The 24,041-nt window shown below is 46.2% G+C and carries 25 protein-coding genes; 15 read left to right on the top strand and 10 right to left on the bottom strand.

Annotated features, from left to right (window positions below):
• From LS482_RS00600 to LS482_RS00590, 3 genes are all read left to right on the top strand, one after another.
• Window positions 1-2,094 carry a M1 family metallopeptidase gene (locus LS482_RS00600; RefSeq protein ID WP_233029798.1) on the top strand — a complete coding sequence of 698 codons (2,094 nt, stop codon included), beginning with the start codon at window positions 1-3 and terminating at the stop codon, window positions 2,092-2,094.
• Between the two features lie 191 nt (window positions 2,095-2,285).
• A complete protein-coding gene (locus LS482_RS00595) occupies window positions 2,286-3,182 on the top strand; it encodes a patatin-like phospholipase family protein (RefSeq protein ID WP_233029797.1) in 897 nt (298 codons plus the stop codon).
• Window positions 3,183-3,257: 75 nt separating this feature from the next.
• Window positions 3,258-4,196 carry a patatin-like phospholipase family protein gene (locus tag LS482_RS00590; RefSeq protein ID WP_233029796.1) on the top strand — a complete coding sequence of 313 codons (939 nt, stop codon included), beginning with the start codon at window positions 3,258-3,260 and terminating at the stop codon, window positions 4,194-4,196.
• A gap of 351 nt (window positions 4,197-4,547) precedes the next feature.
• Here the strand turns inward: LS482_RS00590 and LS482_RS00585 are convergent, their stop codons facing one another.
• Window positions 4,548-5,669: an N-acetyltransferase gene (locus LS482_RS00585; protein ID WP_233029795.1), complete on the bottom strand. Its 1,122-nt coding sequence runs from the start codon at window positions 5,667-5,669 to the stop codon at window positions 4,548-4,550.
• A complete protein-coding gene (locus tag LS482_RS00580; protein WP_233029794.1) occupies window positions 5,666-6,709 on the bottom strand; it encodes a transporter in 1,044 nt (347 codons plus the stop codon). The genes LS482_RS00585 and LS482_RS00580 overlap by 4 nt, the downstream gene beginning before the upstream one ends.
• 173 nt (window positions 6,710-6,882) lie before the next feature.
• Between LS482_RS00580 and LS482_RS00575 the strand changes: the two genes are divergently transcribed.
• From LS482_RS00575 to LS482_RS00560, 4 genes are all read left to right on the top strand, one after another.
• Window positions 6,883-7,164 carry a DUF4834 family protein gene (locus LS482_RS00575; protein ID WP_233029793.1) on the top strand — a complete coding sequence of 94 codons (282 nt, stop codon included), beginning with the start codon at window positions 6,883-6,885 and terminating at the stop codon, window positions 7,162-7,164.
• A gap of 20 nt (window positions 7,165-7,184) precedes the next feature.
• Window positions 7,185-9,617: a YfhO family protein gene (locus tag LS482_RS00570; protein ID WP_233029792.1), complete on the top strand. Its 2,433-nt coding sequence runs from the start codon at window positions 7,185-7,187 to the stop codon at window positions 9,615-9,617.
• A 90-nt stretch (window positions 9,618-9,707) separates the two neighbouring features.
• Complete coding sequence (locus LS482_RS00565; protein ID WP_367890586.1) at window positions 9,708-10,982, top strand: glycosyltransferase family 4 protein; 1,275 nt, start codon at window positions 9,708-9,710, stop codon at window positions 10,980-10,982.
• Between the two features lie 170 nt (window positions 10,983-11,152).
• A complete protein-coding gene (locus LS482_RS00560) occupies window positions 11,153-12,643 on the top strand; it encodes an oligosaccharide flippase family protein (RefSeq protein ID WP_233029791.1) in 1,491 nt (496 codons plus the stop codon).
• Between the two features lie 54 nt (window positions 12,644-12,697).
• Here the strand turns inward: LS482_RS00560 and LS482_RS00555 are convergent, their stop codons facing one another.
• On the bottom strand, window positions 12,698-13,879 hold the full coding sequence (locus LS482_RS00555) for a hypothetical protein (protein ID WP_233029790.1): 1,182 nt from the start codon (window positions 13,877-13,879) through the stop codon (window positions 12,698-12,700).
• 191 nt (window positions 13,880-14,070) lie between these two features.
• The gene (locus LS482_RS00550; RefSeq protein WP_233029789.1) at window positions 14,071-14,730 is read right to left on the bottom strand and encodes an ABC transporter ATP-binding protein; all 660 of its coding nucleotides are present in this window, start codon (window positions 14,728-14,730) and stop codon (window positions 14,071-14,073) included.
• Between the two features lie 160 nt (window positions 14,731-14,890).
• Between LS482_RS00550 and msrA the strand changes: the two genes are divergently transcribed.
• From msrA to LS482_RS00530, 4 genes are read left to right on the top strand one after another with little or no spacing between them, the layout of a single operon-like run.
• The gene (msrA, locus tag LS482_RS00545) at window positions 14,891-15,439 is read left to right on the top strand and encodes a peptide-methionine (S)-S-oxide reductase MsrA (protein WP_233029788.1); all 549 of its coding nucleotides are present in this window, start codon (window positions 14,891-14,893) and stop codon (window positions 15,437-15,439) included.
• A complete protein-coding gene (locus tag LS482_RS00540) occupies window positions 15,440-16,018 on the top strand; it encodes a DUF4269 domain-containing protein (protein ID WP_233029787.1) in 579 nt (192 codons plus the stop codon).
• Window positions 16,008-16,604, top strand: a complete 597-nt coding sequence (folE, locus tag LS482_RS00535) for a GTP cyclohydrolase I FolE (RefSeq protein WP_233029786.1) — start codon at window positions 16,008-16,010, stop codon at window positions 16,602-16,604. The genes LS482_RS00540 and folE overlap by 11 nt, the downstream gene beginning before the upstream one ends.
• A gap of 45 nt (window positions 16,605-16,649) precedes the next feature.
• Window positions 16,650-16,961, top strand: coding sequence for a hypothetical protein (locus LS482_RS00530; protein WP_233029785.1), 312 nt, complete (start codon window positions 16,650-16,652; stop codon window positions 16,959-16,961).
• 96 nt (window positions 16,962-17,057) lie between these two features.
• Here LS482_RS00530 and LS482_RS00525 read toward each other — a convergent pair whose 3' ends face one another.
• Entirely contained in the window at window positions 17,058-17,453 is a 396-nt protein-coding gene (locus LS482_RS00525) for a MerC domain-containing protein (RefSeq protein WP_233029784.1), read from the bottom strand.
• Window positions 17,454-17,554: 101 nt separating this feature from the next.
• Between LS482_RS00525 and LS482_RS00520 the strand changes: the two genes are divergently transcribed.
• From LS482_RS00520 to LS482_RS00505, 4 genes are all read left to right on the top strand, one after another.
• A complete protein-coding gene (locus LS482_RS00520) occupies window positions 17,555-18,181 on the top strand; it encodes an ABC transporter ATP-binding protein (protein WP_233029783.1) in 627 nt (208 codons plus the stop codon).
• Window positions 18,178-19,446, top strand: coding sequence for an ABC transporter permease (locus LS482_RS00515; RefSeq protein WP_233029782.1), 1,269 nt, complete (start codon window positions 18,178-18,180; stop codon window positions 19,444-19,446). Before LS482_RS00520 ends, LS482_RS00515 begins: the two co-directional genes overlap by 4 nt.
• A complete protein-coding gene (locus LS482_RS00510; RefSeq protein WP_233029781.1) occupies window positions 19,439-19,876 on the top strand; it encodes a hypothetical protein in 438 nt (145 codons plus the stop codon). Before LS482_RS00515 ends, LS482_RS00510 begins: the two co-directional genes overlap by 8 nt.
• 79 nt (window positions 19,877-19,955) lie before the next feature.
• On the top strand, window positions 19,956-20,378 hold the full coding sequence (locus LS482_RS00505) for a Fur family transcriptional regulator (RefSeq protein WP_233029780.1): 423 nt from the start codon (window positions 19,956-19,958) through the stop codon (window positions 20,376-20,378).
• On the opposite strand, the gene LS482_RS00500 is transcribed toward LS482_RS00505, so the two are convergent.
• From LS482_RS00500 to LS482_RS00480, 5 genes are all read right to left on the bottom strand, one after another.
• Window positions 20,375-20,683 carry a DUF6787 family protein gene (locus LS482_RS00500; protein ID WP_233029779.1) on the bottom strand — a complete coding sequence of 103 codons (309 nt, stop codon included), beginning with the start codon at window positions 20,681-20,683 and terminating at the stop codon, window positions 20,375-20,377. The genes LS482_RS00505 and LS482_RS00500 overlap by 4 nt on opposite strands.
• Window positions 20,684-20,743: 60 nt before the next feature.
• On the bottom strand, window positions 20,744-21,193 hold the full coding sequence (locus tag LS482_RS00495; RefSeq protein ID WP_233029778.1) for a DUF6146 family protein: 450 nt from the start codon (window positions 21,191-21,193) through the stop codon (window positions 20,744-20,746).
• 105 nt (window positions 21,194-21,298) lie between these two features.
• Window positions 21,299-22,141: an OmpA family protein gene (locus LS482_RS00490; protein ID WP_233029777.1), complete on the bottom strand. Its 843-nt coding sequence runs from the start codon at window positions 22,139-22,141 to the stop codon at window positions 21,299-21,301.
• A gap of 137 nt (window positions 22,142-22,278) precedes the next feature.
• Window positions 22,279-23,280: a glycosyltransferase family 2 protein gene (locus LS482_RS00485; RefSeq protein WP_233029776.1), complete on the bottom strand. Its 1,002-nt coding sequence runs from the start codon at window positions 23,278-23,280 to the stop codon at window positions 22,279-22,281.
• Between the two features lie 166 nt (window positions 23,281-23,446).
• The gene (locus LS482_RS00480) at window positions 23,447-23,893 is read right to left on the bottom strand and encodes a type I restriction enzyme HsdR N-terminal domain-containing protein (RefSeq protein ID WP_233029775.1); all 447 of its coding nucleotides are present in this window, start codon (window positions 23,891-23,893) and stop codon (window positions 23,447-23,449) included.
• Window positions 23,894-24,041 lie beyond the last annotated feature (148 nt).

Here is a 24,041-nt window from a genome sequence, read left to right as displayed (position 1 = left end):
ATGAAAAAAGTATTGTTGTGTTGTTTTCTTTTGTTCCTGACAGGTTGGTGTGTTTTTGCACAACAGACCGAAAATGCCGATTTTGTCAGGGCTGAAGGTGCCATTACCATTCATCCGTATAAAAAGGAAATAACCGGGACGGTGACCTATTTTTTTGATGTGCTGCACCCGGTGGATTCCCTGTATATCGATGCCCGCAACATGACATTCGACAGTGTGCGACTGAACGGCAGAAAGGTCACTTTTCACAATAGCGGTTCCCGCCTGTGGATTACCTCCCGCTTTGAACCCTCCCGGAAAAACAAACTTGCCTTTCGTTATAAAGCCGCTCCGGAAAAAGCAATGTATTTTGTGGGATGGGACACCGATAATGCAAAAAAACAGGTCTGGACACAGGGACAGGGAAGGTATACCAGCAACTGGTTCCCGTCTTTTGACGACAGGAAAGAAAAAGTGGAATTTGATCTGACGGTTTGTTTTGATGAAAATTACAAAGTATTAATTAACGGGTTATTAAAAGATACTGCTGAAAGTGATGGTTTAATATGCTGGAAATATGATATGCAACATGGAATGAGCAGTTACCTGCTTGCATTGACCATAGGAAAATACGATATGATCCGGGATTTTTCCGGGAGCGGTATTCCCCTGGAAATGTATTACTATCCGGAAGACAAGGCAAAATCCGAACCGACGTACAGGTATACCAAAAGGATATTTGATTTTCTGGAGACTGAAATAGGAATGCCTTTTCCCTGGCAGAATTACAAGCAGGCTCCGGTACGGGATTTTCTGCACGCCGGAATGGAAAACACTACCCTTACCTTGTTTTCCGATGCCTTTATGGTGGATTCCACGGGGTACAACGACATGAACTACCTCAATGTAAACGCCCATGAGATGGCCCACCAATGGTTCGGAGACATGGTAACTGCACGGAGTGACAAACACCACTGGCTCCAGGAAGGTTTTGCCACCTATTATGCGCTGCTGGCCGAAAAAACTGTTTTTGGCGAGGATTATTACTACTGGAAACTGTATCGGTCGGCCCGGAAACTTACGGAAAGATCGGAAAAAGGAAAGGATGAAGCAGTGCTGGACCCGAGTGCCGGGAGCCTTACTTTTTATGAAAAAGGCGCTTTTGCATTGCATATGCTCAGGGAGAAGGTAGGTGATAAAATTTTCCGGAAAGGTGTACGGCAATACCTGGAAAAGCATAAATTCGGCAATACCGTGACGTCAGATTTTATGGATGAAATAGAGCAAGCCGGTGGTAAGAACCTGTCTGTTTTTGTGGATCGGTGGCTGAGGGATACGGTTTTTCCGGCGGAAGAAGCGATGGCTTCACTGCGGAAAAACACATTTATCCGGACCTACATGGCGCTGAAGGAAGGAGAGGTACCGCCTGAAGAACGGGAGGCGTTGTTGCATTCCGATATATACTATCCCGTGAAACAGGAAATCGTATTTCAGAAAAATGCGGATACTGCGGATGTGGCCTGGAACAAAAAGAGGTTGCGCTCGGGTGACCTGAAGATACGTCAGGCCCTTGCCCTGAGTATTGATAGCATCCCGGAGGAACTCAGGACGGCGTTTGAAACACTGCTGGAAGATGACAGTTATGTAACGGTAGAAAACGCCCTGGTAAAGCTCTGGATGAATTTCCCGGAAAATGCCCCGTCGTACCTCGGTAAGACAAAACATACGGAAGGGGATGCCCGGAAGAACGTGCGTATGTTATGGCTGGCCCTGGCCTTGTCGGCACCATCATATCCCTCCGGTACGGAACCGGAAGTTTTTAAGGCTAAAAGACAATGGAAGGAAGAATTAGCGGCGTATACATCGTCGCGGTATAGTTATCAGGTACGGCAAAATGCCTTTTCTTTCCTTTACCAGATGGGATTGATGCACGAAGAGGTGCTTGAAAACCTGGTCCGGGCCTGTGTACATCATACCTGGGGTTTTGCCGGTAATTGCAGGGAAATGCTGAAGGGCCTGTTAAAAAATGAATCCTATGTCCGGGAGATACAGGAATTAATTCCTAAATTGGGAGAGAAAGAAAAAGAGTTCTTACAAGGAGTGATGCCCCGGTAATAATGTGGCCAATACGGAACACGGAATGCAAGAGCCGTTCTATTGTAATAAAATGAGTGTCCGGGTGTCCGAATAACTCAATAACCAAGTAACCTAATAACCCAATAACTAACCCCCCAAAATAATTTACAAATGCAAAAAAAGTCAAACCTGTTCGCTAAAAAAACCGGAACTACATACAACAGTAACCAATGAAAGCCTTAGTCATATCCGGAGGAGGGAGCAAAGGTGCTTTTGCCGGGGGAGTGGCACAATTTCTCATTGAGGAGTTGCAGAAAGAGTACCAGTTGTATCTGGGGACTTCGACAGGGAGTTTACTGGTGTCGCACCTGGCCCTGAAAGAAGTGGAAAAGATAAAAAACGTATATACTTCGGTCACCCAGGACAATATTTTCAGTCACTGCCCTTTTAAAATCAGACACAAATACGGCACACAGCAGATAGCCATTAATCACTTTACCGTGTTGCGCAGTTTTCTGAGCGGAAGCAAAACCTTCGGGGAAAGCCATAACCTGAAACAGCTTATCCGGGATACCTTTACCCTGGAGGAATTTGACGCCCTCCGGGAACATCGAAAGGATATTGTGGTTACCGTGTCCAATTTATCACTGAACCAGGTGGAATACAAGTCGATCAACGATTTTGATTATGACGAGTTTTGCGAATGGGTGTGGATATCGTGCAATTACACCCCGTTTATGACCCTGGTGCGAAAAAACGGTTGCGAATATGCTGACGGGGGCCTCGGAACCATGGTGCCCATCGAAGAAGCCATAAGAAGGGGCGCGAAAGAGATCGATGCCATTATCCTGCATACCGAAGTAACTTATATGAACCGGATGCCTTCGCGAAATGCTTTTGACCTTTTGACCAACATGTTCCGCTTTATGCTGGACAGGATCGAACAGCAGAATATAAAAATAGGAAAGTTCGTAGCTTCACACCAGGGGGCAATTATCAATTTTTACTATACACCTACGGTTTTAACTACAAATTCCCTTATCTTTAACAAGGAAAAAATGACGAAATGGTGGCAAAACGGTTACGATTTTGCCAAACTGAAGAACCAGGGAACTTCTGAGATTTGATGTTGACAGCAGTATGATTGATGAAGGTTAAATATCATGAACAACATACCGATAATTAAAACCATATAACAGCATATGAAAGCCTTAGTCATATCCGGTGGAGGGAGTAAAGGTGCTTTTGCCGGGGGAGTGGCCCAGTATCTGATTGAACATCACAAAAAAGAATACGACATGTTCGTGGGGACTTCAACCGGAAGTTTGCTCATCCCGCACCTGGCAGACAATAATATTCCCAAGATATACGATATTTACACCTCTGTCAACCAGCGGAAAATATTCAGTAACAATCCCTTTGTGGTCCGGAAAAAAGAAGGCCGGGAATACGTAACCATTAATTACTTTAACGTAATGTGGCAGCTTATGAAGGGGAAGCGTACTTTCGGGGAAAGCAAGAATCTGAGACGAAACATAAAAAAAGATTTTACGGAAGAGGAATTCCACCGGATCAGGGAACGGGGAAAGGAAGTGATCGTTACCGTGTCTAACCTCTCCAAGAACAGGGTGGAATACAAGTCCATACACGATTTCGACTATGCGGACTTTTGCGACTGGATATGGATTTCCTGCAATTATGTGCCCTTTATGTCGCTGACCAGGAAAGACGGCTTTGAATATGCCGATGGCGGACTGGGGTGTGTAGTTCCCATACGGGAAGCCATAAAAAGAGGGGCCACGGAAGTAGATGCCATTATCCTGGAGGCGGAAAACATGGAATACAACAAGGTATTGGGTAAAAATCCGTTTTCGTTAATGGTGAACCTTTTCGGGTTTTTACTGGACCAGGTAGAGTTTCACGACATTGTAGAAGGCAAATTGTCGGCCATCAATAAGGATGTTAAGCTCAACCTGTATTATACACCGACCAGGCTGACCGAAAATTCCCTGGTCTTCAATAAAAAACTCATGGCCTCCTGGTGGGAACAGGGGTTGGCCTATGCCCGGGAAAAACAGGAAAAACTTGCCGAAGCTACCGAAAATAAGGAACAAACGGTGAACAGTGTGCCAAAACCCTGACAGCCTCCTGTTAGCTTAACTAACGTGGAATAATGTTCAAGCTTGTGAATCAAAAGCATGTTCAGAATTACACGCTTTGTTTGAGAGTTTTTAAAAGCTCCTCCCTTGATCCCGATAACTATTGGGACAATCGGGATCGGAGGGTTTGAAAACCCAAGCCACGGGAAAAATACAAAAGCCGGGGGAACATACCCAGGTTTCGGGCTGGGTCAAACTCCCTGTCCCGCAAGCGAAACACCCCTCTTCGTGTCAGGACCTGTGCCGGGTCCTTCGACTTGGTCCAGGATAAACTAAAGCCGAAGCAGGGAAGCCCTTTTCTTATCTATTATTCATGTTAACTATTATTCGCATTTATAACGGCTTGATCCAGGTAACCCTGCGTTTGTGCTGTTCGTTTTTCTCATAATGTTTCCAAAGCAACTGGGCGGAGATGTTTTCTTCCAGTTCGGGGTTGGATTCCACGTAGCGCATGCCACGCTGTTTGAAAATCTTGTTAGTTTCGTTAAATATAACCGCGGTGACCCCCTTGTTCTGGTATTTGGGGTCGACGCCTATGAGGTACAGGGTAGCGGAATCATTTTTTCTCTGGGCCTGCAGGATATGCCAGAAGCCGAAGGGGAACAATTTGCCGTTGGCCTTTTGCAGTGCCCTGGAAAAAGAGGGCATGGTAATGGAAAAAGCTATCATTTTGTCATTTTCATCCACGATAAACTTTACAAAGTCGGGATGGATGAACTTCAGGTACTTCTGTTTGTACTGTTCGATCTGCGGTTTTTGTATGGGGATGAACGATTGCAGGTCCTTGAACGAGCGGTTCATAAGGTCAAACATGTCATCGGCATATTTTACCAGTTCCCTGGACGATTTGAACTGCAACAGTTTCAGGTTGTACCGTTTGAGGATAATATCGGAGAATTTACTTATTTTTTCCGGTACTTTATCCGGAATGTGTATCAGGTATTCCACCCAGGCCGCTCCTTCTTCAAAACCGAGTGACTTGAAGTGTTCGGGGTAGTACGGATAATTGTAAATGGTGGTCATGTTGCTCAACCGGTCGAATCCCCTGACCAGCATTCCCGCTTTGTCCATGTTGGAGAAACCTACAGGGCCTTCCATGTATTCGAGTTCGTTTTCCCGGCCTATTTCGGCCACTTTGTCGAGCAGCGCTTTGGTCACTTCAATATCGTCAATAACATCAAACCATCCGAAACGCACTTTTTTCTTTTGCTGTTCCTCGATCTCTATCCGGTTGATAATAACAGCAATGCGCCCTGCGATTTCCCCCGTTTTAAAAGCCAGGAAAAGCCGGACTTCGGCGTTGTCAAGGGCCGGGTTCCGGGATTTGTCGAAAGTAGCTGTTTCTTCCTTGATGAGGGGCGGTACCCAATAAGGTGAGTTTTTATAAAGTTTAAAGGGAAATTTAACAAAAGCTTTTATTTCTGCGGGTTGTTCTGCTTCTTTTATGGTGATCATAGGCTGTTGTCTATATCAAACGGGTTTTCTTTTCTGTTGCGTTTTTTCTTTTTGTTTTTCCGGTTTTTCTTCCGGATCTTTTCGTATTTCATTTTCCGGCCGGCCTTGTGGTCCAGCAATTCCGGATCTTTCTTGTTTTCTTCACCATCTTCTTCCTCTATCGGAAGAGGTACGAGCTCATCCTGGTGATAATCCAGGCGGTACGAGACCCCGATGCCGCCAAACAGCCTGGAAGGAGTGTTTTTTATGTTGATCCCGGCGGAAGCATCTACCTGGAGGTTACTGTTTATCAGCCGTGCTGCGCCCAGCCGGAAGATACCGTCGCCATAGGTGTCGCTTTTAAATCCCTGGTGTTCGGCGAAGACGGAATAACGGGCATCGTTCAATGCGTGTGTAAGGGTAAGGATGTAACTGAACATGCTTTCCTCTCCGCCGAGACGATCGAAAATAAGGTTGGTGGTAAGTACCCACCTTCCGGCAAAATGGCTTTGGGTGATAAGCATGGCTTTCATGGAAAGGTTGGGCTCTTCCGGATAAAAGGGATTGTCGCCGAAAAGCAGGTTGGCGCCGATGTATGCCGAAACTGCCGGGATCAGGTCTTCCAAATGAAATGCCGTATGGTCGTCGCGCCAGCTATAGAGGTTGGCTTCCTTTCGTTTCGGTTCGAATATGAGGTATTTGGCCCCGATGGTGTTTTGGTAGAAATTACTTTGTGTAACGGTATATGGTGAGGAAGTGCCGTTGTAAGTGGTCTGGTCCCACATGTAAATCCCCTGCCAGGTGAATTCCAGTTTCTCATCGAGCATGCCCGCTCTTATGGCAAAATCGGCACCGTACTGGTTACTTTCGGTCAACAGGCCGTCGTGTTTGCGTCTTTCGTAAAAACCGCCCAGTTCGCCCTGGTACACATTTTTTCCTACGGAATATGCACTCACAGACCTGCCCGGGCGGTTGGAGTTGATAATATCCGTATATTGGGCATATATCGGGTGGCTTACGGTCAATATCAGGATAAGCAGTTTGTAACGGATGTGTCTCATAATCATGAATCAGGTGTTAGTGTTAAAGGCGGGTGCCGGACTTGAAAATATAACGTATGACCTGCTCCTATATTTGCCCAAATATATAGATTTTATTATTTTTTTATGAAATTGCGGGGCGTTTTCAAACAAGAGAATCGTATTTTTGACGTTAGAATAAATATTAATATTGCATGCAGTTACTGAGAACCATAGCGTTTATCATAATTTTTTATTACTTGTTCCGTTTCCTGGCCAGGGTGTTCGGACCATCCCTGTTCCGGTACGTTTCTAAAAAAGCACAGGAAAAACACCGGGAACAATACGGGGCGCATAAGCGGAACAACCGGCAACAACAAATGCGGGATGAAGGTGAAGTGGTGATAGATAATGCGCCGGAAGATATCAGAAGACGAAAAGCTTCAAAATCCGGTAAAAAAGTAGGAGAGTACATTGATTTTGAAGAAATTGACTAACTGAAACCAAACCTTCTTTCATGCAGCTAAAAAAGTTCTTGCCCCACTTTATCATTGTCTTGGTATTTATTGTTATTTCACTGGGATATTTTGTTCCCGCATTACAGGGGAAAAAAATATTTCAGAGCGATATTGCCCAGTACAACGGCATGGCCAAAGAACAACGGGACTTTATAGAAAAAACCGGTGAAGAACCCTATTGGACCAATAGTGCCTTCGGGGGAATGCCCACATATCAGCTCGGGGCCAACTACCCGCACGACTATGTAAAAAAACTGGATCGGCTTATACGCTTTTTGCCACGGCCTGCAGACTACCTGTTTCTTTATCTGGTAGGTTTTTACATTTTGCTGCTGGTCATGAAGGTCGACTATAAACTGGCCTTCCTGGGAGCGTTGGCCTTTGGTTTTTCCGCATATCTCATTATTATTATCGGGGTGGGACACAATGCCAAAGCCCATGCCATAGGCTATTTTCCCATAGTACTTGCGGGGATACTGCTTGCTTTCCGGCAAAAATATGTGTGGGGTTTTTTGCTGACGGCTTTCGGTATGGCCCTGGAAATCAGCGCCAATCACGTGCAGATGACCTATTACCTGATGTTGCTGGTACTGGCCCTGGGTGTGGTTTATGCCGCAGAGGCCGTTAAAAAGAAGGAACTGCCGCGTTTTTTCAAGACCTGCGGGATATTGATCGCAGCAGTGGTGCTCGGAATTCTGACAAATGCCACCAATTTGCTGGCTACCCGCGAATATGCCGAATGGAGTACACGGGGCACAAGTGAACTCACCATAAACCCCGACGGGTCTCCGAAACAGGATGGCAACGGGTTGGACAAGGAATATATTACACAATACAGTTACGGTATCCTGGAAACGCTTGATCTTTTTGTGCCGCGGCTTTTCGGCGGGTCTAACCAGGAGAAACTGGGCGAGGATTCCGAAACGTATGACTTTTTACTGAAACAGGGGGTACCCCGGGTACAGGCACTGGATTTTGCCGAGGGCCTGCCGTCGTACTGGGGGGCACAGCCCGGCGTTGCCGGACCGGCGTACATAGGGGCCGTGGTGCTGTTCCTGTTTATACTGGCCCTGTTTTTGGTTAAGGGAAAAGCCAGAAAATGGCTTTTGGCGGGGGTGTTGTTCTCCCTGTTACTTTCCTGGGGAAAGAATTTCAGCATACTGACCGATCTTATGATCGATTATTTCCCGCTGTACAACAAGTTCCGGGCAGTGTCTTCCATACAGGTCATACTCGAATTGTGCGTGCCTGTCCTGGCTATCCTCGGACTGTCGAAATTCCTGGATTCCTCGGTTTCCGAAACACAGAAGTTGCGGGCACTGAAATGGACTTCCATTATTACTTTCGGTACGATTGCCCTGCTTTTCCTGGGGCGCGGATTTTTTGATTTTACCGGGATCAACGATCAGGCTTACCGGCAGTATTACGGTCATCAGATAGTGGATATGATCAAAGCGGACCGGAAGGCCATGTACAGCCAGGACCTTTTGCGTACGCTGTTATTCGTGGCATTATCGGCCGGGGTGCTCTGGTTTTACCTCAAGGGAAAACTGAAATATATGTACGTGATCGGCGGTTTCACGGCCCTGATACTGTTTGACCTGAGTGGTGTGGCCAAACGCTATGTAGACAAGGACGATTTTGTACAGGCCAGGGTGATGGACGAACCTTTCCAGGCTACTCCCGTGGACAAGGAAATATTAAAAGATACCACTTATTACAGGGTTTACGAACCGGCCGAAGGGTTGAACGGGGCGAGGGCGTCCTATTTTCACCATTCCGTGGGCGGATATCATGCGGCAAAGCCCGGAAGGCTACAGGAACTGTTCCAGTACCAGGTGGCCCGGAACAACATGGCCGTACTGAATATGCTCAATGTAAAGTATATCATACAAAAAAACGAAGAAGGCAAACTGTTCCCGGCCAGGAACCCCGATGCTGCGGGAAATGCCTGGTTCGTCAAAAAGCTTATCCCGGTGAACAGTGCCGATGAGGAAATGAATGCCCTGGACAGCCTTGACATAAAAACAGAAGCTGTTTTTGACCGTAGTGTGTCCGGAGAAGGAATACCGGATAAGGAGACGACGTATGAGGTTAGCCCGGGGGCATCCATAGAACTGGTGGAATACAGACCCAATGCTTTGAAATATGTGGCGGATAATCCCGAAGCCGGGCTGGCCGTGTTCTCGGAGATGTATTATCCCCACGGATGGAAAGCGGCCGTTGATGGCGAAGAAGTTCCGTTTTTCCGTGTAAACTACGCTTTGCGGGGGCTTGAGGTTCCTGCGGGTGAACATACCATAACATTCCGGTTTGAACCGGAAGTGGTGAAAAAGGGGAGTACCATAGCCCTCGCCGGAAATGTTATATTGGGGCTGTTGCTGCTCGGAGGAATATTTTATGAGTTCAGGGGAAGGAAAGATAAAGACTGACGAGTTATTGCATTCCCCGGTTATCGGGTTGACTGTGAATCGCGAAACATAAACTACAAACCACAAACCCCGTTTGCCCTGAGAAAAGTATTGATCATAACGTATTACTGGCCCCCTGCGGGTGGTCCCGGTGTACAGCGCTGGCTCAAATTCGCAAAATACCTGGGTGAATTCGGAGTGGAGCCTGTGGTGTATACCCCTGAGAATCCGCATTACCCGATTGTCGATAAAAGTTTTGAAAAGGAAATTCCCGGAAAGGTGACCGTGATAAAGCGTTCCATTTTCGAACCTTATGCCATGGCTTCTTTTTTCTCCGGGAAAAAAACGAAACAGATCAGTTCCGGGCTGATTAATGAGAAGCAACAATCCCTGCTGGAAAAAATGATGTTGTGGATACGGGGGAACCTCTTTATTCCCGACGCCCGGAAGTTCTGGATAAAACCTTCGGTACGTTACCTGTCCGGATACCTTCGCAGGGAAAATATAACTACGGTAATAACCACCGGCCCTCCGCACAGCCTGCACCTTATCGGTATGGAATTGAAAAAACGCATTGGTGTGCGGTGGATTGCCGATTTCAGGGACCCCTGGACCAGCATAAGTTACCACGAAAAATTAAAATTATCCCGTTCATCACAGGAAAAACACCGGAAACTGGAACGGCAGGTGTTGAATGAAGCCGACAGGATTATCGCAACCAGCTTTACTACGGCAGATGAGTTCCGTACCATAACGTCACAGCCGGTTGAAGTGATCACCAATGGCTATGACCTTGCTTACACTGAAAAAGTGGAACAGGATAAAGCGTTTACTATTGCCCATATAGGGTCCCTGCTCACGGAAAGGAATCCTGAAATGCTCTGGGAAGCCCTTGCCGAACTTGTACGGGAACACAAGGATTTTGCCGATAACCTCGTGCTTAAATTTGCCGGTGTGGTGAGTAGCGAAGTAAAACAAAGTATAGCGGATCACGGTTTGGGAAAATACCTCAGGATATTGGGGTATATTACACATGAAGAAGCCTTGAAATTGCAAAGGGCTTCACAGCTTTTGTTGCTTATTGAGATGGACAAACCGGAAACCCGGGGAATTATACCCGGGAAGCTGTTTGAATACATGGCAGCAAAAAGACCGGTTATTGCCATAGGGCCGGAAGGCTGGGACGTGTCAAGGATCATTGCCGAAACCGCATGCGGAACCACTTTTACCTATGCTGAAAAGGAGGCTCTGAAAAACAAACTGTTCAAAAGCTATGAAAGGTTCCTCTGGAACAAGCTCAAAGTATCGCCCAGCGGGATGCAGAAATATAGCAGGAAGTCACTGGCGGGGAAGTTGGCTGCTATTGTTTTGGAAGAGAGTGAGTAGGAGTGAAAAAAGAGATGAGGACTGTTTTTTTGGAAGGTGCCCCCCTGTGTCCCCCCTGAAGGGGGGATCCATAAGTCCTTTTAATAGCGATAAAGCTCCCCCCTTCAGGGGGGACACAGGGGGGCGTGACGAATCGCCCGGAGGTCAAATATCTTATAAACCCGAAAACGATGGGAATCATAGTCCGGCAGACTTTAAAAAATACGATAAGCACTTACCTGGGGTTCGGCCTGGGAGCGGTAAATACGCTTTTTCTGTATACCAACTTTCTTACCGAGGAGTATTACGGCCTGGTGGGCTACCTGCTTTCCACGGCCAATATCCTCATGCCCCTTTTTGCTTTCGGGGTGCACAATACGCTGGTGAAGTATTTTTCTTCTTATAAGGAAAGCGGGGAGCAGCGAAAATTCGTTTTTATGATGTTTATCCTGCCCCTGTTCATTATCGTTCCGGCCGGATTACTCGGTACATTGGGGTATGAATATATCGCTGCGTTTTTAGCGCAAAAGAACCCTGTTGTAAAGGATTATGCCTGGGCCGTTTACGGCGTAGCTTTTGCAATGGCTTATTTTGAAGTGTTTTTTGCGTGGAGCAAGGTGCACATGCGCTCCACTTTCGGAAATTTTATGAAAGAGGTATTTCTGCGTGCCGTGGTCATGGTTCTGCTTTTTGCAGTGTATTTCGGATGGATCGGTACGGAGCGTTTTATCGTTTACCTTATGGGAGCGTATGTATTGCGCACCCTGGTAATGATGATCTATGCCTACAATGTACAAAAACCCCGTTTTATCTGTACTTTTCCCGTCAACGCAGGCCGGGTCTGGAAATACTCATCACTGATCGTTATTGCGGGGTCTGTTGCAGTAGTGTTACTGGACATCGACAAGTTTATGATCGGGCAGTACAAGATCATCGATAATGTGGCCTTTTACAGTGTGGCGGTGTATATTGCAATGGTCATTGTGGTACCTTCGCGGGCCATGCACCAGATTACCTATCCGCTAACCGCAAAGTTGATGAACGATAACCAGGGGGAGGAACTCCGGAAACTGTATAAACGCAGTTCCCTGACCCTCTATGTTATTGGCGGACTGTTGTTCCTGTGGATTACACTGAACATCGGAGAGCTCTACCGGGTGATTCCGGGAAATTACAGCGACGGGATAACGGTAGTGTTCCTTATTGCCGTGGCCAAGCTATCGGAAAACCTTATGGGGAACAATAATTCGATCTTGTTCAATTCGGAATATTACCGCACCATTCTCTTTTTCGGCATTTTTCTGGCGGTCCTTACCGTGGTGCTGAATATGGTGTTCATTCCGCTGTGGGGCATTTACGGGGCGGCTTTTGCCACACTTATGGCGGTGTTGGTATATAACGGCTCTAAAATAGGCTTTGTGTATGCAAAACTGAAAATGCATCCGTTTACGGGCAATACTCTGAAGACCACCCTCGCCATTCTCTTTGTGTTGCTGGTGTTTGGTTTTGCTTCGCACAGTCGCTTTGCTCATGTCTGGGATTTCGGTTTTTATCCGTTAGTGAATATCGTCCTGAAATCTGTTCTTATCGGCTTGGTTTACCTCTTCCTGGTGTATAAATTCAAACTGTCTGAAGATATTGTGGAAGCGCTGAAAAGGATATTAAAAAAAGCCCGCAGGTAAATGTGCTGCGGACTTTATCTCTAAACCTAAAAACTAACTAACTAAACCTTGTTTTTATCCCCGGCCTCCTCTTGAACGGGAGGATGTGCGGCGGGAGGAATTTCCTTTATTTCCCGACTGCCTTACCGAAGAAGACCTTACTTTTCGCTGCGGGGCGGCTTTTCGTATATTGGTATTTCGCGACCCGCTGCTTCTGTTTACCCTGGGCGTTCTGCTTTGTTTGCGGTGTACACTTCTTGTACTTTTATTTACCCTGGGGGCAGCGTTTCTCCTTACATTCGGTTTGGCTTTCTGCCTTGCGTTACTTTGCCCGGAACTCCGGCTGTAAGAATTTCTTCGGTTGACCGGGGTCCTGTTTCGAACAGCATCAGGGCGTTTTCTATTAACATTAGTATGCGATCTTACGTTTTTGTTACGTCCGGAAGCAGATTTTTTTACCGTATTTCCGGATCTGCGGGCAGTATTCCTTCTCGCTTCGGAGGATCTTCTGACCGTATTTTTCGTACTTCGCTGTGCAACTTGTTTTCGGTAAGACGTATAATCACGCCTTTTTACCCTTCTGTCGTTGTTATATACAGATCGTCGCCTGTTGTTATCCTTATAGTGGTATGTTTTACCCACATTGGCATAAGCCCTTCTGCGATTGTTCCTGTACGGCTTGTGATAGCTGTATCGTGCGGGATGGTAATACCTTCGGTAAGGCCTGTTATCCACTATACAATAACGGGGGTTCGGCCTTGCGAAATAACGGTGATACGGTCGGTAAACATACCTTCGGTTATACACGTTGATATATCCGGTAAAGTGACTGAACGCCCCGTAAGGATCGTAATAAACATGAAGTCCTCCCACACGCATTACTCTTCCGCCATTATAGTAAATGTTGACCGAACCTATCCGGGTTACCCTGCCGTAGTAATCGTAAAATACGGGGGTGTTGAGTACCTGGATCACTGCACCGTAATCGTCGTATTGTACGTAAGCATTATAATCATACCCGGAGTTAAAACTGATATTCACATTTCCGAGGTTGAGATTGGCATTTACATAAGGCCCGTTATCAACATAAAAATCGAATTCTCCGTTGGGAAAGACGGAAAAAGTAATTCCGTTTTCCACAAAGATGAACGAATCGTTATATCGGGAAGTGCTTACCGCAGCCGTATTGGCCGTTGCAGCACTTACGTAGCTAAAACTCAATAGTGTTGCCGTAAATAATACTAATAACCTTTTCATGACTTCCGTTTTTGAATTATATGAAACCCGTTTGATCGGTTTCAATAGAAAAATAGCAATGAGCGTGCCAAAGTTTAAGGAGGAGGATGAGAGGGAAGGTGGTTTAAGGTGTTAAAATACTTAAAAACAAAGTGTTATGAGTGTATTTGTAATGGGTGATTTTTTTGCCTGTACAGAAAGGCGGAGGAAGATCAAACGATATTTCCGTCCACCATAACCAGTTTACGGTCGGCCATGTCGGCCAGTTCATCGTTGTGAGTGACGATTACGAAGGTCTGTTGAAACTCATCGCGTAATTTGAAGAATAATTCATGCAGGTTTTCGGCCGATTCCGAGTCCAGGTTTCCGCTGGGTTCGTCTGCAAAAATAATATCCGGGTTATTAATAAGTGCCCTGGCCACGGCAACCCTTTGCTGTTCGCCGCCGGAAAGTTCCTTGGGTTTGTGGTCGTAACGGTGCGAAAGTCCCAGGAAATCCAGTAATTGCTTTGCTTTTTCTTCGGCTTCCTTCCTGGAAGTTCCTGCAATATAGGCGGGAATACATACATTTTCGAGCGCGGTAAATTCCGGTAACAACTGATGGAACTGAAAAATAAACCCGATATGCCTGTTTCGAAACTGTGCCATTTTTTTGGGGTTGAGCATTTCTACGTTCACATCGTTAATAAAGAGCCGCCCGGTACCGTTTTTGGTCATACGCTCCAGGGTGCCCAGTATTTGAAGTAAAGTGGTTTTTCCCGCACCCGAAGCCCCGACTATGGAAACAATTTCCCCTTTGCTGATATGGAGATTGACCCCTTTCAGCACTTCCAGGTCCCCGTAACTTTTATGAATGTTCTCTGCTTTGATCATGAATGGCAATTTTCTCCTTTGGTTTCGCCCTGGAAGCGGACTTACTTTATTGGTTCCTGAACGAAGCCGATGGACAAAAATAACTTTTAAATGGAGTTTCAGGACAATATTTGGAGTGAATTTTTATTCTTATATTTAATTTTAATAAGTTGATACGGATATGATAAACGAAAAAACAGTGGAAGCAGTATTTGCCGGAGGGTGTTTTTGGTGTACGGAGGCAGTGTTCAAACGGCTAAAAGGTGTTGTGCGAACGGAGCCCGGTTATACGGGCGGGCAGATAAAAAATCCGGCCTATCGCGAGGTCTGTTCGGGAAGGACAGGCCATGCCGAGGCCATCAGGATTACCTATGACCCGGAAAAGGTGGGGTTCGGGGATCTGTTGGAAGTGTTTTTTGCCACACATGATCCCACCACACTGAACCGGCAGGGAAATGATGCGGGCACGCAATACCGCTCCGCCGTGTTTTACAGGGATGAAGCACAAAAACAACAGGCGCTGGATTTCATAAGATCGCTGGAAGAACAAAAGGCCTTTAATGATCCGATAGTTACCGAAGTGACGGAAGCAGGGCCTTTTTACCCGGCCGAAGAAGAGCATATGGACTATTATGACCGCAATGAAAGCCAGCCTTATTGCCAGGTGATCATCTCCCCCAAACTGCAAAAACTGCATCATTTGTATAAAGATAAACTCCGGGAAGCCTAAATGATCGATTTTGAAGATATTACTTACCTTAAAGCGGGTAGCGAAGTACAGCAAAATGCATATCGTACACTTACCGGGCATGGGATACTGACGGCTCTGAAAAAATATACGCCTGTGCTCGCAGGGACCATACCGATTGATATAGCCGTAGAAGACAGTGACCTGGACATTATTTGTTGCTGGGAGGACAAGCCGGCTTTTATCCGGAGTCTGCAGTGGCATTTCGGGACTTTTTCGGGGTTCGTGACAAGGAACAGGGTAATATCGGGTACCGATACGGTACTGGCCGGTTTCAGGGCAGATGGTTTTGAAGTGGAGATTTTTGGCCAGAACGTGCCGGTATGGGAACAGTCCGCCTGCCTGCATATGATCGCCGAACACGCATTGCTGTGCGAAAAGGGAGAAGCTTTCCGGCAGGAGGTGCTGAAACTCAAAAGAAAGGGGTGTAAAACCGAGCCCGCTTTCGGCATGCTCCTGGAAATTAAAGGGAACCCTTATACGGAATTACAAACTTATGGGCGGAACGAATTGATAAGATATAACAGACACACCAATAAAAGCATAGAAAATGGGATATAAAAGATTCGAAGAATACAATATCAAGGTTACCGATGAGTTAAAGAACGGCTATCATACCATCATATCCGAACTGGGGGAGAACCCGATAAGGGAAGGCCTTAAAAAAACCCCGGAAAGGGCGGCCAAGGCCATGCAGTTCCTTACCCAGGGTTATCACCAGGACCCGGCGAAGATCCTGAAAAGTGCCATGTTCCGGGAAGGTTATAGCGATATGGTAGTGGTCAAGGATATCGAATTGTATTCCCTGTGTGAACACCATATGCTGCCCTTTTTCGGTAAGGCACATGTGGCCTATATCCCGGACGGGCAGATCGTGGGACTGAGTAAAATCCCGAGGGTAGTGGATGTCTTTGCCCGGCGTTTACAGGTGCAGGAACGCCTTACGCACGACATACTGGAATGTATAAACGAAACCGTGAGGCCCCAGGGAGTAGCGGTGGTTATTGAAGCGTCACACATGTGCATGATGATGCGGGGCATCCAGAAACAAAATTCGGTGACCACCACATCGGGTTTCAGGGGTGTTTTTGAAACTGTCGAAACGCGGACGGAATTCCTTCGCCTCATCGGTTCCGACCTGTCTTAGAAGTCGTATAACGGAATCCCGAATTTACAAATCCTGAACAATCATATGGAAAAAAATAAGAGCGGAAAATACAAAAAACTCGTACTGGGGCTTTTGTTCGATGCTATAGGCTATGTTTCCTATATTTTCCCCGGTTTCGGGGAGTTTACCGATATTTTGTGGGCCCCGGCTTCTGCGTGGCTCGTATCCCGGATGTACAAGGGGCAGACCGGTAAGGTGGCCGCCGTAGTGTCTCTTGTGGAAGAGCTGGCGCCTGGGCTGGATGTTATCCCGACCTTTACGCTTACGTGGTTTTATGTCTATGTTTTCGAAAAGCGAAAAAACATAGAAGCCGAAAGCGAAAAAAACAAACCCTGACGGGGTAAGGTCAGGGTTGTGTTACTAAGCCCCGGTCCTGTTCCAAAAGGAAAAACAGGACCGTTTATATAGTTATGAGAAAAGTATAAGGCGGGCTTAGTGTTGATGTCGATACCGTTTCAGGTACTTCCAGTTAAAATAATGGGCAATGGCTATTCCCAATGCACCCGGGGGAGTGAGAACCGCTTCCCAGAGTTCATGCACTTCAATACGGCTCAGGGCAATAAGGACAAAGCCGGATGTGGCCAGGAGAAGGGGAAACTTTTTATGGTGATATTTCCTGTAGGAAGGCCACAGGGATAAAAGCGCCAGGAAGAGGCCCGTAACAATAAAAGTCCATTCGATAGCGGGATTGGCCAGGAAGGAGAGGCTTCCGAGGGCCGAAAAAGTAATCAGTACCGGAACTATGGCACAGTGTATGGCACACAAGAGTGATGTGGAAAATCCAAGGTAGTCGTACAGGTACCGGTAATTGGTTTTGTTGTATCTCATAAACGCTACTTTGTTGCAAATATAGAATAAAAAAATATAAATGCAACGAAATTGCATTAACAAAAGCATTTTATATATTTGTCCTTAATAAATACAGAGGAATGATAACGACAAAAAACCTGTGTTTCAGTTACGACAGGGAACAGGAATTCCGGTTTCCCGATATAGAAATACCAAAGAAGGGGCACTTGCTCATACTGGGAGATTCCGGGGTGGGGAAGACCACATTTCTTCATCTGCTCGCGGGCTTGCTGACGCCGGACAGCGGGGCGATAACTGTAGAGGAAACAGACATAACACAGCTCAGCCAGAAAAAACTGGACAAATTCCGGGGCAGGCATATCGGTATTGTGTTCCAGAAAGCGAGGCTCATACATTCCCTTACGGTGGAAGAAAACCTTCTGCTTATCCAGCACCTTTCCGGAGGGGAGCAGAACAAGTCCCGTATACGCGATATACTGGAAAGGCTGAACATCGGGGAGAAAGCCGGGGCCCGGGGGAGTAACCTCAGTGAAGGACAAAAACAGAGAGTGTCCATAGCGGCCGCCCTCGTAAACAACCCCGATGTTATTCTGGCCGATGAACCTACATCCAGTTTGGATGACAAGAACTGTACGGCCGTAACGGGATTGCTGAAAGAACAGGCCGAATATACCAATTCCAGCCTGGTCGTTATCACTCACGATCAAAGAATAGCTTCTCAATTTTCCAATAGCATCCGATTATGAACATATATAAACTGGGAATCAAGAACGCGCTTGCCAATCCGTTGAGCACCTTGTTGAGTGTACTGCTGCTCGTGCTCAGTATCGGTCTTATTTCACTGATGTTACAGGTTACCAAACAGCTCGATGGTAAGCTCGAAAGGAACATCAGGGGCATAGACATGGTTATTGGGGCCAAGGGTAGCCCGCTGCAACTGGTGTTGTCTTCCGTATTGCATATCGATGTGCCCACGGGGAACATAAAACTCGGGGAAGCTGAAAAAATAGCCCGGAACCCTTTGGTGAAACAGGGAATTCCCGTTTCTTACGGCGATAATTACGAAGGCTACAGGATTCTGGGGACGGAAAAGAGTTTCCTGGAACTTTACAACGCGGAGCTGCAGGAGGGAAGGAGCTGGGAAAAACCTTTCGAAGTAGTGGTCGGGGCCGTGGTGGCCGAAAAACTGGGGTTAACTCCCGGCAGTACGTTTTCCGGTTCACACGGTTTGATGGAAAACAGTGCGGAAGCCCATGATCACCATCCTTTTACCGTTGTGGGGATACTCAAACCCGGAAATACGGTAGCAGACCAGTTGATTATGTGCGACCTGGAAAGTGTATGGCTGGTTCACGGGCATGGCGGGGAGGAAGAATATGCGGAGGCGGCAAAGCACGATCACGAAGAAACAGACGGCCATGAACACGATGAACACGATCATGAATATGATTTACCGGAAGAGGACAGGGAGATCACCTCGTTACTGGTACAGTTCAAAAACCCGATGGCTATGGTACGCCTTCCCCGGATGATCAATGAAAATACCAACATGCAGGCCGCCCTGCCCAATTATGAGATAGAGCGGTTGTTTAAACTCCTGAATGCGGGAAGCAGGGCCATAACCCTCATTGCCATTGTAATAATGCTGGTTTCGGGGATCAGTATTTTTGTAAACCTGTACAAGGCCGTTCGCGAACGCAAATATGAAATGGCATTGCTGCGCACCTACGGGGCCTCCAGGCTACAGTTGCTTTTGTCTGTTGTGGCGGAAGGGCTGCTCATCGGGGTAACGGGCTTTGTTATCGGAATAGTGTTCAGCAGGTTGGGAATGCTGATTTTGTCCGGGTATATAGAAGACAGCTACCGGTATACCATAGGAAATGCGATGGTGATGAAAGCGGAGGTTTTTTTGTTTATTTTTACCATACTATTGACGATATTTGCAACGATACTGGCAGCAGTTCCGGTGTTTTATCTCAATGTATCTAAAATTTTGACGGAAGATGACTAAACATTTTTTCTGGACAACAGTTTTTTTCTTTACGGTATTTTGTGTGCAGGCACAGCAGGAGGTGACGTGGAAAGACCTGGCGGATGTTTCCTTCACATCGGAATACTTCGAGGATACGGACGACTATTTCCTGGTTCCCGACTTTGGGAAAAGCGTTGAAGAACTGGAAGGAAAGGAAATTTCCATTACAGGGTATTTTTTAAGCCTGTCTCCTTCAGACGATATATACATGCTGTCCCAGAATCCGATGGCTTCGTGTTTTTTCTGCGGCGGCGGCGGACCCGAGACGGTACTGGAAGTGAAATTCAGTAAAAAGCCGTCCTTTAAGACCGATGAAGTTGTAACGATTACCGGGAAACTAAAACTGAATGCCGACGATATAAATCATTGCAATTATATCCTCACGGATGCACGTGGGTTTGCCCTTTGACAGCGGGAAATCCGGAAAAACGTATCTTTACGTATATTTGCTAAACGCCGGGAAGGCAAAAACAGGTAAAAATAAAAGTATGAATGCAGCGGCAGTGAACATGGACAAAGACATAGACGGCATACTGAAGTCGCACCGTTTAAAACGTACTTCGGCAAGGATAGAAATACTGATGCTCTTACTGGAAAGCGGTTATGCGATCTCCTATAATGATATCAGCGAACGTTTGGGGGACAAGTTTGATAAATCTACCGTATACCGCACCCTGAACAGTTTTGAGGAAAAGAGCATTATTCACGCGGTGAACGACGGCAGCGGGGGCATCAAATATGCCGTTACAAAAATAGAAGGTGCAGCGGCCCACGTACACTTTAAATGTGACACCTGCGAACAGACCTATTGCCTTTCAAACACAAAAATCCCGCCGGTTAATACGCCCGCAGGTTTTGTGGTGAAAGCGTCGTCATTGCTTATTAACGGCACCTGTAAATATTGTTCTTAGGATTTGGTGAAGATAAAGCCCAGTCCCATTCGCTTCAGCATCTTTTTTTCAAAGTTCCAGAAAAATTCAAACTGTCCGAATAGCCATCCGAAGGTGACCAGTAATACCTGGTATATGGGAAATATGAGTAATATTCTCAGGGTCCAGTAAAGGAAGGTATGCATATTTTCTTCATGCATTTCAAAGAAGCCCAGGAGCGGCCCTGCGAGTTTGGCTGCCGACGATCCGGTAATGGCAAAAACGAGAAGTATGATGAAAAGCTGTACATTGGAACGGATTCCCCAACGCTTTTTTAATTTATTCATACGAGGTGCATTTGACTGGGCAAAGATAATTAAGATTTCTTATATCCGAAGTGATTTTTGTCAGATCCGCGGAACAAAACCTGCCAGCCGCTGATTGTATTTCCGTTGAAAATAAATGAAATAATTGTAAAGTTTATAGTTTACTTCATAGCCGTAGTCGATGAAGGGATCGTAATCGATCTGCATGGTATAAAGGTCCGGACTGTAGCGAAAGGGTTGCTGTACACGCTGATTCCAGTTGATCACATAAATCCTGTTGCGATTTTCGAGGAAATGCTGTGAATAATAGCCTTCGGGCTTTGCCACACTGTTGAGCCAGATATTGAAGCCGGGCTCTATGATAATGATCTCGTATTCCAGGCTGTCATTGGAAATCGCAACGGAATCACTGCTTTGCGTATTGAAAATTTCCGATTCCTCCGGAGTATGGGCTACCTTTCCGGTGGCGCAGGCGAAGAGAGCTGCCACAACGATCAGGATGGCGAGTATGTATTTCAGTAGCACCTTCATGCTATTAAAAATACGAAAAATTGTTAAAAAATCCTATTTCGGGTCATAAAAAAACCGCTCCCTGATGAAAAGGAGCGGCTTTGCAGTTGCAAGGGAAATATTGGTTTATTTACCCTTGGACATATCTTTCATAGTATCTTCGATCATACCGTAGAACTGGTCTAACTTGGGCAGTACAACGATCCTTGTCCTTCGGTTTCTGGCACGTCCGGAAGCAGTTTCGTTGGAATCTACGGGGATGTAATAACTTCTACCTGCGGCGGTCATCCTTGCGGGAGCCACGTTAAAGTCGTTCTGGAGTATCCTCACCACGGCTGTTGCCCTGTGTACACTCAGATCCCAGTTGTCTTCGATTCCCGGTCTTTTAATCGGTACGTTATCGGTGTGTCCTTCCACCATAAACTCAAAGTCGGGCTTGTTGTTTACCACTTTGGCCACTTTTCCGAGGACTTCTTTTGCCCTTTCGGTTACGGTATAGCTTCCGCTTCGGAACAAGAGTTTATCGGAAATGGAAACGAATACCACACCTTTTTCCACGCTGATCTCAATATCTTCGTCATTGATGTTACCCAATACGCCTTTGAGGCTGGTCACCAATGCGAGGGTTACAGAGTCTTTCTTGTTCATGGCATCCTGCAAACGCTGGATGCGAAGATCTTTTTCCCTTAGACTTTCCAGGGATTTTTCCAGGTTTTCAGCTCCTTTTTTAGACAGGGTCGTGAGGTTGCCCATATTGTCTATAAGTGCGTTCTTCTCTGATCTCAGACTTTGGTTATCTGCTTCCAGTCTGGATTTGCTTTCCAGGCAGGAATTGAGCTTCACCGTAGCTGAATTCAACAGATCCTGGGTTTCTTTTTGCTTCGCTTCCAGTTCTGCATATTTCTTTTGCGATACACAAGAAGAGAAGAAAATGGCAACTCCTGCCCCTAACAAAATTAATTTTTTCATTTGTCTTAAAAATTTATGCCTGCACAGTCTGTTCCTCGTATTTGTGCAAGGCCTGTTTTCATGATTGTGTTTAATATTGGTTTAAAAAATGAGTTCCCAAAAGTATTAAAATCTTCTTATTAAACAAGATGTTTTTGTTAATCTTTAACTAATCTGGGGTATACTCTTACATTAGTAATGTAATATGCCCAAACAACTGACTTAATAACGTAATAATGCCCTTTCTTATTACCCTTGCCCCGTTTTTTTATGGTATTTTTCAGATGGTAGTAGTAGCTGACGTGTGCCCGGAGTACGGCAAGACAATGCTTGAACTTTAACTGGAAAACAAAGCGAATTCCGGCAATACCGTCTAATGTGAGTCGGGCGAAAACCAGGGGGAAAACGTAACGGGAAGGGGCGTTTTTCGTAAGTGAGAACAGGGAATTCCGGAAATTCAGAAAGGTTTTTTTCGGGTTCATATTGTGTAAGGTGGCACCGCCTATGTGATATACGTGGCTTTGGCCTACGTATAAAACGGTGTGTCCGGCATTCCCGGCGCGCCAGCAGAGGTCAATCTCTTCCTGATGTGCAAAATAATCTTCATCAAAACCGCACAGGTCTTCAAAAACTTCCCTGCGTATAAACATACAGGCGCCTGTGGCCCAAAAGATCTCGCGGGTGTCGTCATATTGTCCGTGATCGCGTTCCAGGGTCTGAAACACCCTGCCGCGGCAAAAGGGGTATCCCAGCCTGTCGATGTACCCCCCGGCAGCTCCGGCATATTCAAAGAAATCCTTTTGCTTGTAGTCGAGTATCTTGGGTTGTGCTATGCCAACATCCGGACGGTCCCGGAATATATCAACAATGGGGGAGAGCCAGTCCTTCGTTACTTCGATGTCTGAATTAAGCAGGCAAAAAATATCGGCATCCACATGCTTGAGGGCATCGTTATACCCTTTGGCGAATCCGCCGTTTACCGGATTTTGAATAATTTTCACCTGTGGAAAAGAATCGCGCAGGAAACCGATGGAATTGTCTGTTGAAGCATTGTCTGCCACATATATATCAGCTCCCGGGGAATGAGCGAGTACCGAAGGCATAAACCGCTCCAGTAATTGTTTTCCGTTCCAGTTGAGTATAACTACAGCTACTTTCATCTGTTTTTTGAGGTCTGAAGTCCGGTGCGCGGAGTCCGAAGGATTGCATGTGGATCAATTCTGCTTCCGGCTTCTGACTTTTTTCATAGGTTCGTGCGGGTCTTTTCCTGACAGGGAGGGACAGACCGCGGGAATAGTCCGTAAGATTAATATTAAAGGGCACAAATTAACGACTATATGCGGGAATATCCTCTAAAAATATGTATTTTTCTTCAGAATAATCCATTCGGCAAAAGTAATGCCGGAGACCGTTGGTGACCATGAGATAATCGGCTTTCAGCGCAAGGTTATAACGGGCTATCTGGTCAAAAGTTTCCTGGGTGATACGTACCGAAGGTGCTTTACATTCCACAATCAGGGTAATATGGCCCCGCGGCGTATAAATGACCACGTCATAGCGTTTTTTCAGGTGATTGATACGGAGTTCCTTTTCGACATTGATAAGCGACTTCGGGTACCCTTTTTCCTGTACCAGGAACCGGACCACGTGCTGGCGGACCCATTCCTCGGGTTGCAGCGCGATGAATTTTTTACGGATAGGATCAAAAATATAGGGCTTATTTTCTCTATTTTTGATGCGAAAGTCATATGTGGGAAAATTTAAGGCCTGCATGCCGCAAATATAAACAAAAGGAGCAACGGAACCGGAAAAAAGAGAGAGAGGCGGGAAGGTGAACCGGGAGATGCGAAGAAAAAGCGGGTTTGTGCCGATGCCCGGCCGTTAAACGGAATAAACGATAAACGTGTAAATTTTTGAACAG

Origin of the sequence: Sinomicrobium kalidii (assembly GCF_021183825.1) — a bacterium.
GTDB lineage: Bacteria > Bacteroidota > Bacteroidia > Flavobacteriales > Flavobacteriaceae > Sinomicrobium > Sinomicrobium kalidii.
This window is presented reverse-complemented; position numbering and strand designations above follow the sequence as displayed.